The sequence below is a fragment of the Cereibacter ovatus genome, from assembly GCF_900207575.1.
GTDB lineage: Bacteria > Pseudomonadota > Alphaproteobacteria > Rhodobacterales > Rhodobacteraceae > Cereibacter_A > Cereibacter_A ovatus.
Genome location: NZ_OAOQ01000005.1, coordinates 184,201 through 201,722, shown reverse-complemented (window position 1 = coordinate 201,722; position 17,522 = coordinate 184,201). Strand labels below are relative to the sequence as shown.

Sequence of the window (17,522 nt, the reverse complement as noted above, 5' to 3'; positions counted from 1 at the left end):
AAGCTGGCGACCGGCCCCGGAACCGGCGCGGTCACACCCACCTTCACCTGCGGCGGCACGCTGGACCTGACCGGCCTGCCGGTCGGAACCCATACCGTGATCGAGGCCGCCACGATCACCGGCACCTTCGCCGATGTCATCGGCGGAACCGTCAGCTACGCCACCCCCGGAAAGGTCATCGTGACCGTGGCTTGACAACGGCAAAAGCGCGATCCTGCCCCGGCGGTTGGCGACCGCCGGGCCAGTCGTCCGGTCTGTAGCCGCTGAGGTATGCGCCGATCAGCAGGCGGGCGGATTCGGCAATCGGCACCCGCCCACACTCCATATTGCTGACTGTCTGGACCGCCCGCTTGCCGGTGTAGCCGAGCAGGGATCGCGCATCATGCGCATGTGCCTGTCGAAGTAATCAGATGCGGTCAAGGCGCCACTGCGAGCCGTGGAAGGTGGTTCCGACATTCGCGAAACGTTCGATCTATGTCCGCGCTAGCATCACCGGGCGGCGCCACAGGTTGTCGTATCCGCACACTGTCGCCGTCCAAGATCCAACGCCGCGCATCTCGCCGCTTTGCTCATCAAGGAACCAATGGTCGCGTGCCGGCTCGGCCGGCTGGCGGCGCAGCACGTTGAATTCTGGCTCGTCGCTGTGGATGGCTGCCTCCTCTGCGCGCTCAGCAAGGTAGCGCGTCGGGAACATCTCGAACTCGACGGATGACGCTAGCGAGCGCCAGTGCGCGGCGTTCGTCCAGTGGCTTTTGTCGCGCTCATACAGGCAGTGCGAAATTCCCACATAGAGAAGCCATCCGTCTGCCTCACGGTATCGGTAGAGGAACGTTGGCGACGTCCACCTCTCATCCGTCAGGAGCAAGCCAGTTCTTACCCTGCTGATGGCTTCAAATGTGTCGGCCGCAGCCAGATCGGAACTTGCCAAAAACTTGCCGCGCGCACGGCGACGTTCTTGCATGGTTCTGCACTGCGTCCCTGCGGCTGTTTGCGCTATTCCACTTGATTTCATTGGGCTTCTTGGTGCTGTGAGAGAGGATTGAACTCTCGACCTCTCCCTTACCAAGGGAGTGCTCTACCACTGAGCTACCACAGCTTCCGCGGCGCGACCATCTGGCGTCGCCGGGCGTGGCGGCTGATTAGACGCAAATTTCGCCATGCGCAAGGGCCAACTGGACGCTTTTTCGTCGTTGCGTTACGAAAGGTGCCATGAGCGGAAAAACACACGATCCCGGATCGCAGGCCGCCGCCGGGGGCGGCAAACCGCCTTTGGCAAAGGCCCGCACACCTGCCGGGCGCGAAGAACGGTTGAAGGCGGCGCTGAAGGCCAATATGGCCCGGCGCAAGGCACAGGCAAAGGCACGTTCGGCCCAGGATGCGGACGGGGCCGGCGAGTAACGATAAGGGCGGGCAGATGGATTCGATCGTGGTGCGCGGCAACGGGGAACTTCGGGGGCAGATCCCGATTGCGGGGGCAAAGAACGCCTGCCTTGCGCTGATGCCGGCCACGCTGCTGTCGGACGAGCCCTTGACGCTGACCAATGCGCCGCGGCTTTCGGATATCCGCACCATGACGCAACTGCTTCAGTCGCTGGGGTCCGAGGTGGCGAGCCTTCAGGGCGGGCAGGTGCTGGCGCTGTCGTCGCATGCGTTGACCGATCACCGGGCGGATTACGACATCGTGCGGAAGATGCGAGCCTCGATTCTGGTGCTGGGGCCGATGCTGGCGCGCGACGGCCATGCCGTGGTCTCTCTGCCGGGGGGCTGTGCCATTGGCGCGCGGCCGGTGGATCTGCACCTGACCGCGCTTGAGGCGATGGGGGCGACGCTGGATCTGCGCGACGGCTATATCCACGCCAAGGCGCCGGCGGGCGGGCTGCGGGGCGCGCGGGTGGTGTTTCCCTTCGTTTCGGTCGGGGCGACCGAGAATGCGCTGATGGCGGCGACACTGGCCAAGGGCACCACGGTGCTGGAAAATGCCGCGCGGGAACCCGAAATCGTCGATCTGGCCCGCTGCCTGCGCCGGATGGGGGCCGAGATCGAGGGCGAGGGCAGTTCCACCATCACGATTCAGGGCGTGGACCGGCTGGGCGGGGCCACGCATCCGGTGGTGGCCGACCGGATCGAACTGGGAACCTACATGCTGGCGCCGGCGATCTGTGGCGGCGAGGTGGAACTGCTGGGTGGGCGGATCGATCTGGTGGGCGCCTTCTGTGCGAAGCTGGACGAGGCGGGGATCTCGATCGAGGAAACCGCCCTTGGGCTGAAGGTGTCGCGAAAGAACGGCCGGGTGAAGGCGGTGGATGTGACGACCGAGCCGTTCCCGGGCTTTCCGACCGATCTTCAGGCGCAGATGATGGCGCTGCTCTGCACCGCCGAGGGGGTCTCGGTGCTGGAGGAAAAGATTTTCGAGAACCGTTTCATGCATGCGCCGGAACTGACGCGGATGGGCGCGCGGATCGAGGTGCATGGCGGGACGGCGCGGGTGACCGGGGTCGAACGGCTGCGCGGCGCGCCGGTGATGGCGACCGATCTGCGCGCCTCGGTCAGCCTGATTCTGGCCGGGCTTGCGGCCGAGGGCGAGACGGTGGTCAGCCGGGTCTATCACCTCGACCGCGGTTACGAACGGGTCGAAGAAAAGCTGCGCGCCTGTGGCGCCGATATCCGGAGGGTTCCCGGCTGATGACCGACGCGCGGTTCGAGGATGCGGGCCACGAGGCGCCGCTGTATCTGGGGGCCGGGGGGCCCGAGGATCTGCCGGTGATCTCGGCGCTGGTGCAGGATGCGGTGTTTCCGATCGGGGAAATGACATGGCAGCCGCGGCGCCGGCGGTTTGCCCTGCTGTTGAACCGATTCCGCTGGGAGGACCGCGACGCCGCCGAACGCGACCGCCGCCCCTATGAGCGGGTGCAATCGGTGCTGGTTGTCGATGGCGTGCTGGCGGTGCGGACCCAGGGGATCGACCGGCAGGATCGCGATATGGTGCTGTCGCTTTTGTCGCTGGAGTTTCAGCCGGCGGCCGAGGGGGCGGGGCGTCTGGTGCTGGTTCTGGCCGGCGACGGGGCCATCGCGCTGGAGGTCGAGGCCCTGGAAATCACGTTGAAGGATGTGACGAAGCCCTATGCCGCGCCATCGGGGAAGTGCCCGGAGCACCCCTAGCATGGGAGTGGCGCCTGTCGCCGGCCGCGGGGGCCGTCTGCCCCCGCACCCCCGAGGATATTTGCGCCAGAATGAAGGGGCGGATGTGTCTCGTGCGAAAGTGTCACCTTCGGGCGGTGGCGCGCCGCTTGAGGCACGGGGGGATGCGCGCTAAGGGAGGCAGAGCCAAGGAGTTCCGCCATGCCCCAGTTTCTTGACACCTGCGATTCCGGCTTTGAGGGGGCCTTTGCCGCTCTGCTGGGAATGAAGCGCGAGGACAGCCCCGATGTCGATGCGGTGGTGGCCTCGATCATCGCGGATGTGCGGGCGCGGGGCGATGCGGCCGTCATCGAGTTGACGGCGCGCTTTGACCGGATGGATCTGGAGCCGGCGCGGCTGGCCTTTTCCGAGGCCGAGATCGAGGCCGAGATTGCGAAAGTGTCGGGTGAGGATCGTGCGGCGCTGGAGTTGGCTGCCGCGCGCATCCGTGCCTATCACGCGCGTCAGATGCCTGAGGATGCACGGTGGGAAGATGCCTCGGGTGCGGTTCTGGGGTGGCGCTGGGGGCCGATCTCATCGGCGGGGCTTTATGTGCCCGGGGGGCTTGCGTCCTATCCGTCATCGGTGCTGATGAATGCGATCCCGGCCAAGGTGGCGGGGGTGGAGCGTCTGGTTGTGGTCTGTCCGACGCCGGGCGGGGTAGTCAATCCGTTGGTGCTGTTGGCGGCGCGGATCGCCGGGGTTGATGCGGTCTATCGTATCGGCGGCGCGCAGGCGATTGCCGCGCTGGCCTATGGGACGGAGACGATCCGGCCGGTGGACAAGATCACCGGGCCGGGCAACGCCTATGTTGCGGCGGCAAAGCGGCGGGTGTTCGGTCGGGTCGGCATCGACATGATTGCGGGCCCGTCCGAGATTCTGGTGATCGCAGACGGGGACAACGATCCGGACTGGATCGCGCTGGATCTGCTGAGCCAGGCCGAGCATGACGAAAGTGCCCAGTCGATTCTGGTGACGCCGGATGCAGGTTTCGCGCAGGCTGTGGCCGAGGCGGTCGCGCGGCGCCTTGAGACGTTGGAGCGACGGGCGATCGCGGGGGCGTCCTGGCGCGATTTCGGGGCGGTGATCGTGACGCGCGATCTGGACGAGGCGGCGGCGCTGTCGAACCGGGTGGCGCCCGAGCATCTGGAGTTGTGTGTGGCCGATCCCGAGGCGCTGGCGGCGAAGATCACCCATGCCGGTGCGATCTTCCTGGGGGCCTGGACGCCCGAGGCGATTGGCGATTATGTCGGCGGGCCGAACCATGTGTTGCCCACCGCGCGGTCGGCGCGGTTTTCCAGCGGGCTGTCGGTGATGGATTTCCTGAAGCGCACCACGCTGGCGCGGATGACCCCGTCGGCGTTGCGGGCCATCGGGCCTGCGGCGGAACGGCTGGCGATCTCCGAGAGTCTTCAGGCGCATGGGCTTTCGGTGCGCGCCCGGCTTGACCGTCTGAACGAGGGCTGAGGCATGGCAAACCGCATCTGTCACATCGAGATCGACCATCAAAGTGCGATCCCCCCCACCGCCGAGATCGAGCAGGAGCGTCAGGTCGCGATCTTCGATCTTCTCGAAGAGAACAGTTTCGCGCTGCCGCCGCGCGAAGGCCGTGGGCCGGTCGAGGGGCCGTTCCGGGTCACGCTGGCCATTCGCGAGGGGCGACTGGTGTTCGACATCCGGTCGGAGTCCGACGAAAAGCTGGGCGAGTTCCACCTGAGCCTCGGGCCGTTCCGGCAGGTGGTGAAAGACTATTTCCAGATCTGCGAAAGCTATTTCGACGCGGTGAAGCGCCTGCCGCCGAGCCAGATCGAAGCCATCGACATGGCTCGTCGCGGTATTCACAACGAAGGCGCGCGGGTGTTGAAGGAACGTCTGGAGGGCAAGGCCGAGGTGGATATCGATACGGCGCGGCGCTTGTTCACGCTGATCTGCGTTCTCCACTGGGGGTGAGCGTGACGCGCAAGCCCCCGTCGTCGGTGCTGTTTTGCTGCGATCATAACGCGGTCCGCTCGCCGATGGCGGAAGGGTTAATGAAAAAGCTTTACGGCCGGCAGTCCTATGTCCAGTCGGCCGGGGTGAAAAACGATCGCGAGATCGATGGCTTCACCGTGGCGGTCTGTCAGGAACTGGGGATCGAACTGTCGCGCCACCGCTCACGCAGTTTCGAAGAGATGATGGACTGGGGCGACGATCTGTCGGGGTTCGATCTGATCGTGGCGCTGTCGCCGGCCAGTCAGCGGATGGCGCTGGAGTTGACGCGCTATTATCATCTTGATGTGGAATACTGGCCGATCATGGATCCGACCGGATTGGGCGAGGGGCGCGAGGCCAAGCTGGCGGTCTATCGGCAGGTGCGCGACCAGATCAGGGACCGGATGGTGGCGCGCTTTGGTGTGCCCATCCCGCAGGTGGAGGACAAAGATGACGCATGAGGTGATCGAACGCTATTACGCGGCCTTCAACGCGGGCGACGCCGCGGCCATGCTGGATTGCGTGACCGACGACATCGAGCACCGCGTGAACGAGGGCGACGTGCGTCACGGCCGCGCGAAATTCGCCGAGTTCTGCGCGCATATGGGGGTCAGCTATCGCGAGACCTTGCGCGACATGGTGATCTTTTCCAACGGGGACGGCAGTCGGGCCGCGGCCGAATTCACGGTGCATGGCGAATATCTTCGGACCGATCCGGGCCTGCCCGAGGCGCATGGCCAGACCTATGTCCTGCCGGCTGGTGCCTTCTTCGATCTGCGGGGCGGCAGGATCAGCCGGGTGACCACGTTCTACAACCTGAGCGACTGGATCCGGCAGGTCTCGGCATGACGCTTCAGGCGCGGGTTCTGACCGGACCGGCGCTTGAGGCGCGGCTGGACGAGGTGGCGGCCCTGCGCATCGCGGTGTTTCGCGAATGGCCCTATCTGTATGACGGCACGCTGGAGTATGAGCGGCGCTATCTGGCCACCTATCGCGACAGTCCCGATGCGATCCTTGTCGGCGCCTTTGACGGCGACCGGCTGGTGGGTGCCGCGACCGGCACGCCGATGGAGGATCACGCCACGGATTTCGCCGCGGCCTTCGCAGGGACCGGTCTTGCGCTGGACCAGATCTTTTACTGCGCCGAATCGGTGCTGTTGCCGGGTTGGCGCGGGCGCGGCATGGGGCATCGTTTCTTCGATCTGCGCGAGGATCACGCCCGTCGGCTGGGGCGACAATTCTCGGCCTTCTGTTCGGTGATCCGGCCCGACGATCATCCGATGCGGCCCGCCGGGGCGCGCAGCAATGCGCCGTTCTGGCTTGGGCGCGGCTATCGCCCGCTGCCGGGCGTGATAGCCGAATTTTCGTGGCGCGATCTGGGCGAGGCCGAGGAAACCCGAAAGCCGCTTCAGTTCTGGCTGCGCGAGTTGCCGCCCCTCTGACCCCGGGAGTGCTGATGAAGATCGCCGCCGCCGCCTATCCGCTGACGTGGTTCGACCGCCTCGACGATTATGCGGCGAAGCTGTCCGACTGGGTGGCCGATGCCGCGGGGCAGGGGGCCGATCTGCTGGTCTTTCCCGAATATGGCGCGATGGAGCTGGCCAGCCTTGGCGGACGCGCGACGGCGGCCGATCTGGAAGCCGCCTTGCATGAGGTGGCCCGGCACCGCCCGGCGGTCGATGCCGCGCATCTGCGGCTGGCGGCGCGGCATGGGGTGCATATCCTGGGCGCATCGGGTCCGGTTTTCCAGGGGCCGCGTCCTGTCAACCGCGCGACGCTTTATGGGCCTGCGGGCATCCTTGGCCATCAGGACAAGCAGATCATGACCCGGTTCGAGCGCGAGATCTGGCATGTCGTGCCGGGGCAGGGACTTCGGGTGTTTCAGACCCCGCTTGGCCGGATCGGGGTCGCGATCTGCTATGACAGCGAATTTCCCCTGCTGGCGCGGGCGCTGGTCGAGGCCGGGGCCGAAATCCTGCTGGTTCCATCCTGCACCGACACTGTGGCCGGGTTCACCCGCGTTCGGGTCGGCGCCATGGCGCGGGCGTTGGAAAATCAGTGCGTCGTCGTGCAGGCCCCCACGGTCGGCCTGTGCGATTTCTGCCCCGCGGTGGATGAGAACGTGGGCCGCGCCGCGATCTACGGCCCGCCCGATCTGGGCTTCCCCGAGACCGGGATTCTGGCCGAAACCGCGCTGGATGCCCCCGGCTGGGCCATGGCCGCGATCGATCCCGCCGCCATCGCGCGGGTGCGCCGCGAAGGGGGCGTTCTGAACCACGCCCATTGGCCCGAACAGGCCGAGCGGCTATCCCGCGGCGTCACGGTGCTGTAACCGGCGCATTTTCCGCTTGAAAAATTCCGTCGATGGGAGCATTCACCGGCGAGCCTGCGCTGGTCGCGGGCGAAATCCCATTGGAGAGACCATGGCCAAGGAAGATACGCTCGAATTTCCCGGTGTCGTGAAGGAACTCCTGCCGAACGCGACATTCAGGGTCGAGCTGGACAACGGCCATGAACTGATCGCGGTGATGGCGGGAAAGATGCGCAAGAACCGCATCCGTGTCCTTGCCGGCGACAAGGTGCAGGTGGAAATGACGCCTTACGACCTGTCGAAGGGCCGCATCAACTATCGCTTCAAGTAAGTGCGGCTGATTCTCGGATCGGCCAGCCCGCGGCGGCAAGAGCTGCTCGGGCAGCTTGGGCTGGTGCCTGACGCGATCCTTCCGCCCGACATCGACGAAACCCCCCGCCGGGCCGAACTTCCGCGCCCCTATTGCGTGCGGATCGCCACCGAAAAGGCCGCCGCCGTCGAGGCCGGACCCGATGACGTGGTGCTGTGCGCCGATACCACGGTGGCGCTTGGCCGCCGCATCCTTGGCAAACCCGCCGACGCGGGCGAGGCCGCGCGCTTTCTTGTGGCCCTTGGCGGCCGCCGTCATCAGGTCATCACCGCGGTCGCCGTGCGCCGTGGCGCCCGGATCTGGCAGCGCGACGTGGTCAGCCAAGTGAAAATGAAGCGGCTGTCCGATGACGAGTTGAACCGCTATCTCGCCAGTGGCGAATGGCAGGGCAAGGCCGGCGGCTATGCCATACAGGGGCTGGCCTCGGCGTTCATCCCGTGGATTTCCGGCAGTTTCACCGGCATTGTCGGGTTGCCTCTGGCCGAAACCGCGGCGCTTCTGGCATCGGCGGGCTGGCCTGTGTTCCGGGGGACGGCATGAAGGGGCGGCTTGTCGCGCTGGATCGGGTGCGCGGCCGCGAGGCGGCGGCGCTGATGGTGGACGGGCGGCTGGACGATCTGCTGATCGATCCGCCTGATGACCGGCCCGCACCCGAAGCGATCTGCCGCGCGGTGGTGGATCGGCAGATGAAGGGGCAGGGCGGCGTCTTCGTGCGCCTGCCGGGCACCACGGGCTTTCTGCGGCAGGCGTCGGGGCTGGCGCCGGGGCAAAGCCTGCTGGTGCAGGTTTCGGGCGCGGCCGAGCCGGGCAAGGCGGTTCCCGTCACCTCGCGGTTGCTGTTCAAAAGCCGGCTGTGCATCGTGACGCCGGGCGCGCCCGGGCTGAACGTCTCGCGGCGGATCCGCGACGAGGCCCTGCGCGAGGCGCTGACCGAACTGGCCGCCGAGGCGATGGCCGGCGCGGATGAGGATCTGGGCGTGATCCTGCGCTCGGCCTGCGAAACCGATACCGATGAGGCGATTGCCGACGATATCCGCGTCACCCGCGCGCTGGCCGAGACGGTTCTGGCCGATGCCACCGGCGGGCCGGAACTTCTGGTCGATGCCCCCGGCGCGCATCAGCTGGCGTGGCGCGACTGGTCCGATCCCGCCCCCGACGAGATCGACGCCGACGAGGGCGCATTTGCCCGTCATGGCATCGATGAGGCGCTGGATGCGCTGCTGGTGGCGCAGGTGCCGCTGGCGGGTGGCGCTCATATGATGATCGAGCCGACACGCGCACTGGTGGCGGTGGATGTGAACACCGGCGCCGACACCTCGCCGGCGGCGGCGCTGAAGGCCAATGTGGCCGCGGCACGCGAACTGCCGCGGCAGTTGCGGTTGCGCGGCCTTGGTGGGCAGGTGGTGGTGGATTTCGCGCCGATGCCCAAACGCGACCGCGCGACGCTGGAACAGGTTCTGCGCGCGGCCTTCAAGGGCGAGGCGGCGGAAACCAGTCTTGCCGGCTGGACGCCTCTGGGCTTGTTCGAACTGGTGCGCAAGCGCGACCGCCTGCCGCTGGCCGAGGCGCTTGGCTGACACACAGCCCCGTGATCGCGTGACCTTGTCACAGGACGGCGTATGCCGGGCGGGCCTATGGTCCGCCCGCGGTATCGGTTTGCCGCAATGGTCAGAAAGAGTGCCCGCCATGGTTGCCAGAATTGCCCTGTCCCTGTTGCTGATCGCCGCCCCGCTGGCGGCGGTGGCCCAGCCGATTCCCTTCGATCCGGCAAAGACCGAAGCCTGTCTTGCCGCGAAAAAGACCCCGGCCGAGCGTTCGGCCTGCATCGGCGTCGCGGCGGCGCAGTGCCTGCGCGACACCCCCGGCGCGACCGAGGTCGAGGAAGCCACCTGCCTTGCCACCGAGACGAACTGGTGGCGCGACCGGATGGCCCCGGCCTATGACCGTGCGATGAAAGAGGCGGCGCTGCGCGACGTGGAGTTCGCCAAGTCGATCTCGCAGGGCGGGTCGCGCATGACCGACGATCTGGAACTGATGCAGGCCGCCTGGAAGGACTGGAGCGAAAAGCGTTGCTTTTTCGAAGCGATGCGCCGGCGTGGCAAGGCTGACCGCATGGTGGTGGCGGCTGACTGCATGATGCGGCGCACCGCGGAACAGGCGCTGCTGCTGGAAGACGTGACCGATCGCAAACGCTGACCGGCCGCGCGCCTGCGTCAGCCTGACGCTGAGAGGCTTGCCGGCCGTCAATGCGCTAGGCGGCGGCGGGCCTAGGATCAGACCACCGACACGTTGCAGGTCGCTCATCTGATCCGCGCTGTTTCGCATCGCATCGCAGCGCGACCGTATCGGTTCGGCATCGGCGGAAAGGCAGCCTCGTCCCCGGCACGCCGCCGATGCCGGTTATTACGATCCGCATGACCGGATTGCTGCGCCACTTGCTAAAGCAAGGCGGCGCTGCTTGTCATCGGGATGCCATCCATCGCTTTGCCTGTGATCCCTGCCGCTTGGGTCGATGTGACGGTGGCACGGGCGATCCGAACCGAACGCCTGCCCGGCGCCGAAACGCTGTATCGCGCCACGCTGGGCGAGCATGTCCTGAAAACCAGACCACGATGTGGCGGATCGAGGCCGAGATGAAGTCCGCCCGCGCAATCCAGACCGCGGCGTTCGAATGGCTTCAGAAGACCCTGAACGACGCCGAGGATCTGGAACTTTTGCGCGCCATGACCGGCCGTATGAGACCACCGGAAAGCCACGGCCTTTTCGCGGCCCGGCTTGATTCGGGCCGCGAAAGGCTGTCTTGTGGCCGTGCAGCCCGGCGCGGAGCACAGGATGGACATCCGTCTTGAAAAGATCGATCCCGACAGCAACTGCTATCGCTTTTATGTGATCCGAACCGAACCGGACCTGTTTGCGGATCGTTCGCTGGTGGTGCAATGGGGGCGGATCGGTCGTGGCGGCCGCACGGTCATTCGTGGCTCCGGCCCGCGCGACCGGGTCGAGGATCTGGGCCAGAGGCTTCTGAAGCTCCGCCTGCGCCACGGTTATCACGAGACGCAGGCGGCAGGGGTCATCAGACCGGACGACGCAGCGCCGTGACGCAGCGGGTGGGAATGTGGAAATAGCGCCCGATCTGTTCGTCGCTCAGCCCCAGATCGGTGAAGGTTTCCAGCACCCTGTCGGGTGATGGTGCCATCAGTTCCACCGCGCAGGTGCAGATCATGCGCCCATCGTCTTCCGAAAGGCTTAGCCCGCGACACAGGCCGGCCGCTTTCCAAGGGCAATCCACCTCGGCGGCGCGGCGACCGATCAGGCCAAGCCGGCGCGTCGGACGGTTCGCCCTTGCGGTTGTGTTGGTCTTCATGGGGCAGTCCTCCTCCTCCTGCACCATTGGCCGACTTGCGGCTGTCCAAGTCTTGCGCGGGCCGGGCCGATGTCAATGCCGAAGCGCCACGGCCCTGGCCCGTCACGCGCGGCCCGCCGACCGATTCCCAGCCGCAAGCGCCTGATTCGCAGGCGGTCTGCCAGATGCTGCACCTGCACCTGACAGAGTCATCTTTTCTGTGGATAACTTTCGTGTCGGCGCTGGCGAAGGCTCAACCCTGGGGTGTTTTGCGCCCGACTGGCGCCAGAGTGACAAGGGCCAGACCCGCAAACACCAACCCCGCCCCGATGAGTCGCTGTGCCGTCACCGCCTCGCCCACCACGAAGATCGCCAGCAGCCATGCCGTCAACGGCTCCATCAGCGACAGGGTGACCGCGGTCGAGGTGGCAACCCGTGCCAGTCCGCGCGTGAACAGCGCATAGGCGACGCCGGTCGTCACCACGCCCAGAAAGGCCAGCGCGGGCCACGCGGTCGGGTCGGCGGCCCATGCCACCGGCAGCGCGATGAAGGCGGGGGCTGCGATCAGGGCGGCGACCGTGAAGGTGCCCGCGGCCAGCGTTGCCGGTGGCACGCGGCCGCCCAGGCCGCCGGTCGCCACCGAATAGGCGGCATAGGCCGCCCCCGCCGCCGCGGCCAGCACCATGCCCCCGACCGATGCCCCGCCACCGCTGTCCAGGACCAGAAGCGCCGCGCCAAGGATCGAGATCGCCTGACCGAACGCGCGGAGCGGTCCAGGCAGACGGCCAAGGCGCAGCGCCTCGTAGAGCGTGACCCAGACCGGGGCACTTCCGATTGCGATGGCGGTGCCCACACCCACGCCGGCCTGCGTCACGGCGACGAAGAACAGCATGTTGTAAAGCCCGATCGCCATCCCCGCAGCAATCACCGGGCGCAGCGGCAGATGCGCGAAAGCCCGGCGGCTGTCGCCTGCCAGAAGGGCCATGGCCAGCAGGCTCAGCGCGCCGACCGCAAGCCGGATCGCCGCAACGACAAGCGGTTCGCGATCGGCGGGCAGCAAGGTCTGAAGCGTGCCCGTAGTGCCCCACAGGACCGCGGCGCACAGAACGGCGAAAATGCCTGCAAGACGGACGGTCATGGGGAACCTCGGGGTGTGGCAAGGCGATGGGACGACGGACGGAAAAGCCTGCGCCAGACCCCTTCGGGACGGACCCGGCCGGCATCGCGGATGCCACAAAACGGCACCGGGGGCCATCCGTCCCGCGCGGATGCGGGGGTCACGCATTACATGACATAACTTTGCTTATGCGATACGCGCCTGCGGATCGACGGCGGCCGACTGCGCTGCCCGGCCGGGCGCAAGCACTCAAGCACTCAAGCGGATGGATCGGAACCTCTCTCCGGACAGGTCAACCCATAGGGATGACCGTTCAAACCTCCTGCCCCGCCATTCCATACCAATTAAACATCGCCCGGTCGTTGCCGTTGTGAGATCGGAAAACGGTATCCACGATTGCGTTCGGGAAAATGTGATGACCATAAAGCTCAAGCTTATAGCTGCATTCCTTGCGGTGTTCCTGCTCTCGGGCATTACCGCCGCCTATGCTATCCGGGGCTTCAGCAGCCTGAACGATCAGGTCATCGCAATCGTCGATGGCGAAGTGCAGAGTGTGATTGCTGCCGAAAATCTTCAGGCCGCGCAGCTGAGGATCAAGGGCTCGATCCGCGAGCATTTCATCAACACGGATCCTGCCGCGATGCGTCGGATCGAGGATGACCTGGCAGAAGCCCGAAAGGCCCAGAAAGCCGCGCTTGATCAGCTGAACAGCCTCGACCTCGAAGAGGAAGACAGGCGCCTCCTTGAAACCTACGTCTCGCTGCGCGAGAAGATATCGCAGGTCAACAATGACGCGCTGGAGTTCTCGAAGAAGAACGACATCGACAGTGCCGTGCGCATCGTTCTCGATCCCGAGATCGTGGCCTTGCAGGCCGAACGCGAACGGCTGATCGACGTGTTCCTTGACCGCCAGATCGCCCATCTTGGGCAATACAAGGGCCGGGCCGCGGCCGATGTCAGCGAAGCCAAGCGGATGCTGGTCATGCTGATCGTGCTGGCCGGTATCGTCGGTCTGGGCGCCGCCAGCTGGATGATCGTTTCCATCTCTCGCGGTCTGCGCAAGGCGCTGGATCTGTCGAAACGGGTGGCCGATGGCGATCTGTCCGAAACCGCCGAAGTCTCTGGCCGTGACGAGATCACCGCGCTGCTGGAAAGTGCCAATGCGATGGTGCTGAAACTGCGCGAGATTGTCGGCGGCGTCACGTCGGTTTCGCGGGATGTAAGCTCGGGCAGTGCGCAGATGGCTGCGACCTCGGAAGAGCTGTCTCAGGGTGCAAACGAACAGGCGTCCGCAACCGAGCAAGCCTCGGCCTCGGTCGAGCAGATGGCCGCGAACATCAAGCAGGCCGCCGACAATGCCGCGCAGACCGAACGGATGGCGACCAAGGCCGCCGACGATGCCCGTGCCTCGGGTCAGGCGGTCGGTGAGGCGGTCGAGGCGATGCGTGCCATTGCCGAACGGATCAACGTGGTGCAGGAAATCGCCCGCCAGACCGACCTTCTGGCCTTGAATGCCGCGGTCGAGGCGGCGCGGGCGGGCGAGCATGGCCGCGGTTTCGCGGTGGTGGCGTCCGAAGTGCGCAAACTGGCCGAGCGCAGCCAGCAGGCGGCCAGCGAAATCTCGGGTCTGTCGGCGCGCACGGTGCGTGCGGCGGCGGGTGCGGGCGAAATGCTCGCCCATCTGGTGCCGGATATCGAGCGGACCTCGCGGCTGGTTTCGGATATCTCGGTTGCGTCGCGCGAACTGTCGGCCGGTGCGCAGCAGGTGTCGACGGCGATCCAGCAGCTTGACAAGGTCACGCAGCAGAACAGCGCCGCCTCGCAGGAACTGGCCGGAGGTGCCTCGCATCTGTCGTCGCAAGCGGAACGGCTGGAAGAGACCGTGGGCTATTTCCGCATGGGCGAGCGTCGCGAACGGGCCGAGCCGCAGAAGCTGCGCGTGGTGGATGGCGGGCGTGAGCAGCAGCCGTCGCCGCCGCGCGTCCCGGTGGCCCGGCCTGCGCCCGTCCGTGCGGCGCCGGGTGGGTTCGACTTCAGCCTTGATGGCGCGGACGACGATCTGGATGACGCCTTCGACCGCCTTGCCGGGTCCGATCGTCCGCAGCTGCGGCGCTGATCCGAAGTCCTGCGATTTGCCGCGCCCGTTCCAACGGGCGCGGTGATCCTTTACGAAACCCGAAAAGAAGATACTGTCTAAAGTATGTAACGCAATCCCTTTGCATCATTCGATGCCCCGAAGATACATCCGGATCATCAGAAGTCGGACTGCCGTGGCGTCCGAAAAAATTCTAAACAAATGCCTATGTCCCTCACTTCCGCCGCCAGATCCGGGCAGGCGCAGTCGGAGAACCGACAGGGGATGCGTAAGGATTCCCGAGGGTCGAGCCCTCGCGGTAAATGGTAACGGAACATGAAAATCAGCATCAAACTGAAGCTTGCGGCGACATTTGCCGCCATTATCGTTCTTGGCGCCGCCGCGGTGGGCCTGTCGTTTTACAATCTGGCGCAGTTGAACGCCCGCCTTGACCGGCTGGTGGTGCATGAATTCCAGCAGGTGGTGCAGGCGCAGCGCCTGAATGAAGGCCAGACCAGCCGCGCCGCCGCGATCCGGGCCTATATCATGGCCGACACGGCGGCCGAACGGGCAAGGATCCAGCAGGATCTGGACTCCACCCGCAAAGAGATGAAAGAGTCTTATGCGCAGCTGTCGCAGCTTCTTGCCGGCAGCCCGCGACTGGCGCGGCTTCTGGACTACCGCCGGATGTGGGACGAAAGCCGCGCCCACAACGAACAGATCCTCGAATTTGCCGCCGAGGGGCGCTCGGCCGAGGCCAAGGCGCTGGTGAACGACCCGGTGCAGGTTGACCGCCAGCAGCAACGGATCGCGCTGGCCCGCCAGCTTGTGGCCGATGCGCAAGCCGAGATGGAACATCAGCGCCAGAAGGCCGAGGCCGGCTTTGCCGCCGCGGTGCGGATGCTGATTGCGGTTGCGGCCCTTGGCGGGGTTCTTGCGACGGCGGCGGCGGTCTGGCTGATCCTGACCATCGGCCGCGGCCTGCGGGCGGCGCAGACCCTGGCCGAGCGGGTCGCCGCCGGCGATCTGAGCGAAACGGCGGTTGTGCGTTCAAAGGACGAGATCGGTGCCATGCTGATCGCCTGCAATGCGATGGTGGTGAAGCTGCGCGAAGTGGTGGCCGAGGTGACGACCGCCGCGGGCGAAGTCTCGGGCGGCAGCGCCGACTCGGCCAGTGCCTCGCAGCAGATCGCACAGGGTGCGACGGAACAGGCGGCGGCGACCGAAGAGGCCTCGGCCTCGGTCGAGCAGATGGCGGCGGGTATCCGTCAGTCGTCCGAGAATGCCGGCCGGACCGAACAGATCGCCCGCAAATCGGCCGAGGACGCCCGCCAGTCCGGCAAGGCTGTGGCCGACGCGGTGGTGGCGATGCAGGATATCGCCAGCAAGATCAACGTTGTGCAGGAAATCGCCCGCCAGACGGACCTTCTGGCGCTGAACGCCGCGGTCGAGGCGGCACGGGCCGGCGAACATGGCCGCGGGTTTGCCGTGGTCGCGGCCGAAGTGCGCAAGCTGGCCGAGCGCAGCCAGCGCGCCGCCGCCGATATCTCGACGCTGTCGGCCCGCACCGCGGGGTCGGCTGCAACGGCCGGGCGGATGCTGGATGCGCTGGTGCCCGACATCGAACAGACCTCGGGTCTGGTGACGGAAATCTCGATGGCCTCGCGCGAACTGGCGGCAGGAACCGAGCAGGTCTCGACCGCGATCCGGCAACTGGATCAGGTGACGCAGCAGAACGGCACCGCGTCCGAAGGGCTGGCCAGCGCCGCGCACCGGCTGTCGAAACAGGCCGAGCGGCTTCAGGCGGCGATCGGGTTCTTCCGCACCGCCAAGGCGGCGGCCGCTGCGCGCGCCCTGCCCGATCGCGAAACCCCGGCCCGCCAGCCGGCCGTGGTCCATCGCCTGCCCAGGCGACGAGCGGCCTGACACGGCCCCCCGCATGACAACGCCGCCTGCCGAACCCGGCAGGCGGCGTTGTCATATGCGCGCCATGCCGATGCGATCAGCCGCTGAACAGGAAATGCAGCACGTCGCCATCCTTGACCTCGTAGGTCTTGCCTTCGATGCGGAACTTGCCGGCTTCCTTCGCCCCCGCCTCGCCCCGGCCGGCGACATAGTCTTCATAGGCAATGGTTTCGGCGCGGATGAAGCCCTTTTCGAAATCGCCGTGGATGACGCCCGCGGCCTGCGGCGCCAGCATCCCCTTGGAGATCGTCCAGGCGCGGGCCTCTTTCGGGCCGACGGTGAAATAGGTCTGAAGGCCCAGAAGCTGGTGGCCGGCACGGATCAGACGGTCAAGGCCGGCCTCTTCCAGACCCATTTCGGACAGGAACATCTGCGCCTCGTCCTGCGGCAGTTGCGCAATCTCTTCCTCGATCCGGGCCGAGATCACCACCGTCGCCGCGCCCTGCGCCTTGGCCATGTCCGCAACGCGGGCGGATTGCGAATTGCCCGACGCGGCCGAGGCTTCCTCGACGTTGCAGACATACAGCACGGGCTTGGCGGTCAGAAGCTGCAACAGACGCCACGTCCGCTGATCGTCATCCGCGACCTGCACGGTGCGGGCGGGCTTGCCCGCCTCCAGCGCCGCCAGCGCCGCGCGCAACAGCCGGTCCTGATCGGCGGCTTCCTTGTCGCCCCCCTTCAGCTTGCGGGCAAGGTTCGCCAGCCTGCGCTCGATCGAGTCCATGTCGGCCAGCATCAGCTCGGTCTCGATGGTTTCGGCATCGGCCACGGGGTCGATCCGGCCCTCGACATGGGTGATGTCGCCATCCTCGAAGCAGCGCAGCACATGGGCGATGGCGTCACATTCGCGGATGTTGGCCAGAAACTGGTTGCCAAGCCCCTCGCCCTTGGACGCACCGCGCACAAGGCCCGCGATGTCGACAAAGGTCATCCGCGTCGGAATGATCTGTTTTGAACCGGCAATCTCGGCCAGAACGTCAAGGCGCGAGTCGGGAACCGCCACCTCGCCGACGTTGGGTTCGATGGTGCAGAACGGAAAGTTCGCGGCCTGCGCCGCGGCGGTGCGGGTAAGGGCGTTGAAGAGCGTGGATTTGCCCACGTTCGGCAAGCCGACGATCCCCATGCGGAAGCCCATGATCCACCTCTTGATGCGTTTGCCGCTTCATAGGCAAGCGCCTTCGTCAAGGCAAGCAG

At 66.3% G+C, this 17,522-nt stretch carries 23 protein-coding genes and 1 tRNA gene; 19 read left to right on the top strand and 5 right to left on the bottom strand.

Annotated elements, in window-relative coordinates:
* Window positions 1-195: hypothetical protein (locus CRO07_RS18650; protein WP_176504523.1), on the top strand; the 195-nt coding region annotated here is incomplete at its 5' end.
* A 277-nt stretch (window positions 196-472) separates the two neighbouring features.
* Here CRO07_RS18650 and CRO07_RS08530 read toward each other — a convergent pair.
* Window positions 473-961: a GIY-YIG nuclease family protein gene (locus tag CRO07_RS08530; RefSeq protein WP_097030269.1), complete on the bottom strand. Its 489-nt coding sequence runs from the start codon at window positions 959-961 to the stop codon at window positions 473-475.
* A gap of 60 nt (window positions 962-1,021) precedes the next feature.
* Window positions 1,022-1,096: transfer RNA gene (locus CRO07_RS08525), tRNA-Thr, on the bottom strand.
* 113 nt (window positions 1,097-1,209) lie between these two features.
* Between CRO07_RS08525 and CRO07_RS08520 the strand changes: the two genes are divergently transcribed.
* The 16 genes from CRO07_RS08520 to CRO07_RS08450 all read left to right on the top strand — a co-directional run bounded on the left by CRO07_RS08520 (window position 1,210) and on the right by CRO07_RS08450 (window position 10,928).
* Entirely contained in the window at window positions 1,210-1,398 is a 189-nt protein-coding gene (locus CRO07_RS08520; protein WP_097030268.1) for a hypothetical protein, read from the top strand.
* A 16-nt stretch (window positions 1,399-1,414) separates the two neighbouring features.
* Complete coding sequence (murA, locus tag CRO07_RS08515) at window positions 1,415-2,683, top strand: UDP-N-acetylglucosamine 1-carboxyvinyltransferase (protein WP_097030267.1); 1,269 nt, start codon at window positions 1,415-1,417, stop codon at window positions 2,681-2,683.
* Window positions 2,683-3,159: a DUF2948 family protein gene (locus CRO07_RS08510; RefSeq protein WP_097030266.1), complete on the top strand. Its 477-nt coding sequence runs from the start codon at window positions 2,683-2,685 to the stop codon at window positions 3,157-3,159. Before murA ends, CRO07_RS08510 begins: the two co-directional genes overlap by 1 nt.
* A gap of 180 nt (window positions 3,160-3,339) precedes the next feature.
* Window positions 3,340-4,644: a histidinol dehydrogenase gene (hisD, locus tag CRO07_RS08505; protein WP_097030265.1), complete on the top strand. Its 1,305-nt coding sequence runs from the start codon at window positions 3,340-3,342 to the stop codon at window positions 4,642-4,644.
* A 3-nt stretch (window positions 4,645-4,647) separates the two neighbouring features.
* On the top strand, window positions 4,648-5,127 hold the full coding sequence (locus CRO07_RS08500; protein WP_097030264.1) for a UPF0262 family protein: 480 nt from the start codon (window positions 4,648-4,650) through the stop codon (window positions 5,125-5,127).
* Complete coding sequence (locus CRO07_RS08495) at window positions 5,124-5,609, top strand: arsenate-mycothiol transferase ArsC (protein WP_097030263.1); 486 nt, start codon at window positions 5,124-5,126, stop codon at window positions 5,607-5,609. The genes CRO07_RS08500 and CRO07_RS08495 overlap by 4 nt, the downstream gene beginning before the upstream one ends.
* Window positions 5,599-5,997: a ketosteroid isomerase-related protein gene (locus CRO07_RS08490; RefSeq protein ID WP_097030262.1), complete on the top strand. Its 399-nt coding sequence runs from the start codon at window positions 5,599-5,601 to the stop codon at window positions 5,995-5,997. The genes CRO07_RS08495 and CRO07_RS08490 overlap by 11 nt, the downstream gene beginning before the upstream one ends.
* Window positions 5,994-6,590 (top strand): GNAT family N-acetyltransferase, encoded by a 597-nt coding sequence (locus tag CRO07_RS08485; RefSeq protein WP_097030261.1) that lies wholly within the window; start codon window positions 5,994-5,996, stop codon window positions 6,588-6,590. The genes CRO07_RS08490 and CRO07_RS08485 overlap by 4 nt, the downstream gene beginning before the upstream one ends.
* Before the next feature lie 14 nt (window positions 6,591-6,604).
* A complete protein-coding gene (locus CRO07_RS08480; RefSeq protein ID WP_097030260.1) occupies window positions 6,605-7,480 on the top strand; it encodes a carbon-nitrogen hydrolase family protein in 876 nt (291 codons plus the stop codon).
* Window positions 7,481-7,571: 91 nt separating this feature from the next.
* Entirely contained in the window at window positions 7,572-7,790 is a 219-nt protein-coding gene (gene infA, locus CRO07_RS08475) for a translation initiation factor IF-1 (protein ID WP_002720792.1), read from the top strand.
* The gene (locus CRO07_RS08470) at window positions 7,791-8,369 is read left to right on the top strand and encodes a Maf family protein (RefSeq protein ID WP_097030259.1); all 579 of its coding nucleotides are present in this window, start codon (window positions 7,791-7,793) and stop codon (window positions 8,367-8,369) included. It begins immediately after the preceding gene.
* Window positions 8,366-9,406, top strand: coding sequence for a ribonuclease E/G (locus CRO07_RS08465; RefSeq protein ID WP_097030258.1), 1,041 nt, complete (start codon window positions 8,366-8,368; stop codon window positions 9,404-9,406). Before CRO07_RS08470 ends, CRO07_RS08465 begins: the two co-directional genes overlap by 4 nt.
* Before the next feature lie 109 nt (window positions 9,407-9,515).
* The gene (locus CRO07_RS08460) at window positions 9,516-10,025 is read left to right on the top strand and encodes a lysozyme inhibitor LprI family protein (protein ID WP_097030257.1); all 510 of its coding nucleotides are present in this window, start codon (window positions 9,516-9,518) and stop codon (window positions 10,023-10,025) included.
* A 294-nt stretch (window positions 10,026-10,319) separates the two neighbouring features.
* Window positions 10,320-10,466, top strand: a complete 147-nt coding sequence (locus CRO07_RS18880) for a hypothetical protein (RefSeq protein WP_204839993.1) — start codon at window positions 10,320-10,322, stop codon at window positions 10,464-10,466.
* Window positions 10,442-10,678: a hypothetical protein gene (locus CRO07_RS18875; RefSeq protein ID WP_097030256.1), complete on the top strand. Its 237-nt coding sequence runs from the start codon at window positions 10,442-10,444 to the stop codon at window positions 10,676-10,678. The genes CRO07_RS18880 and CRO07_RS18875 overlap by 25 nt, the downstream gene beginning before the upstream one ends.
* Complete coding sequence (locus tag CRO07_RS08450) at window positions 10,662-10,928, top strand: WGR domain-containing protein (protein WP_097030255.1); 267 nt, start codon at window positions 10,662-10,664, stop codon at window positions 10,926-10,928. Before CRO07_RS18875 ends, CRO07_RS08450 begins: the two co-directional genes overlap by 17 nt.
* On the opposite strand, the gene CRO07_RS08445 is transcribed toward CRO07_RS08450, so the two are convergent.
* Together CRO07_RS08445 and CRO07_RS08440 are read right to left on the bottom strand one after the other, a co-directional pair.
* Entirely contained in the window at window positions 10,903-11,193 is a 291-nt protein-coding gene (locus CRO07_RS08445; protein WP_235840958.1) for a hypothetical protein, read from the bottom strand. The two genes, CRO07_RS08450 and CRO07_RS08445, sit on opposite strands and share 26 nt — an antisense overlap.
* A 232-nt stretch (window positions 11,194-11,425) precedes the next feature.
* Window positions 11,426-12,310, bottom strand: a complete 885-nt coding sequence (locus CRO07_RS08440) for a DMT family transporter (protein ID WP_097030253.1) — start codon at window positions 12,308-12,310, stop codon at window positions 11,426-11,428.
* 394 nt (window positions 12,311-12,704) lie between these two features.
* Here CRO07_RS08440 and CRO07_RS08435 point away from each other — a divergent pair, with 394 nt between their 5' ends.
* The gene (locus CRO07_RS08435) at window positions 12,705-14,405 is read left to right on the top strand and encodes a methyl-accepting chemotaxis protein (RefSeq protein WP_097030252.1); all 1,701 of its coding nucleotides are present in this window, start codon (window positions 12,705-12,707) and stop codon (window positions 14,403-14,405) included.
* Between the two features lie 294 nt (window positions 14,406-14,699).
* Entirely contained in the window at window positions 14,700-16,289 is a 1,590-nt protein-coding gene (locus CRO07_RS08430) for a methyl-accepting chemotaxis protein (protein WP_097030251.1), read from the top strand.
* Window positions 16,290-16,365: 76 nt separating this feature from the next.
* Here CRO07_RS08430 and ychF read toward each other — a convergent pair whose 3' ends face one another.
* A complete protein-coding gene (gene ychF, locus CRO07_RS08425; RefSeq protein ID WP_097030250.1) occupies window positions 16,366-17,463 on the bottom strand; it encodes a redox-regulated ATPase YchF in 1,098 nt (365 codons plus the stop codon).
* Window positions 17,464-17,522: the final 59 nt, after the last annotated feature.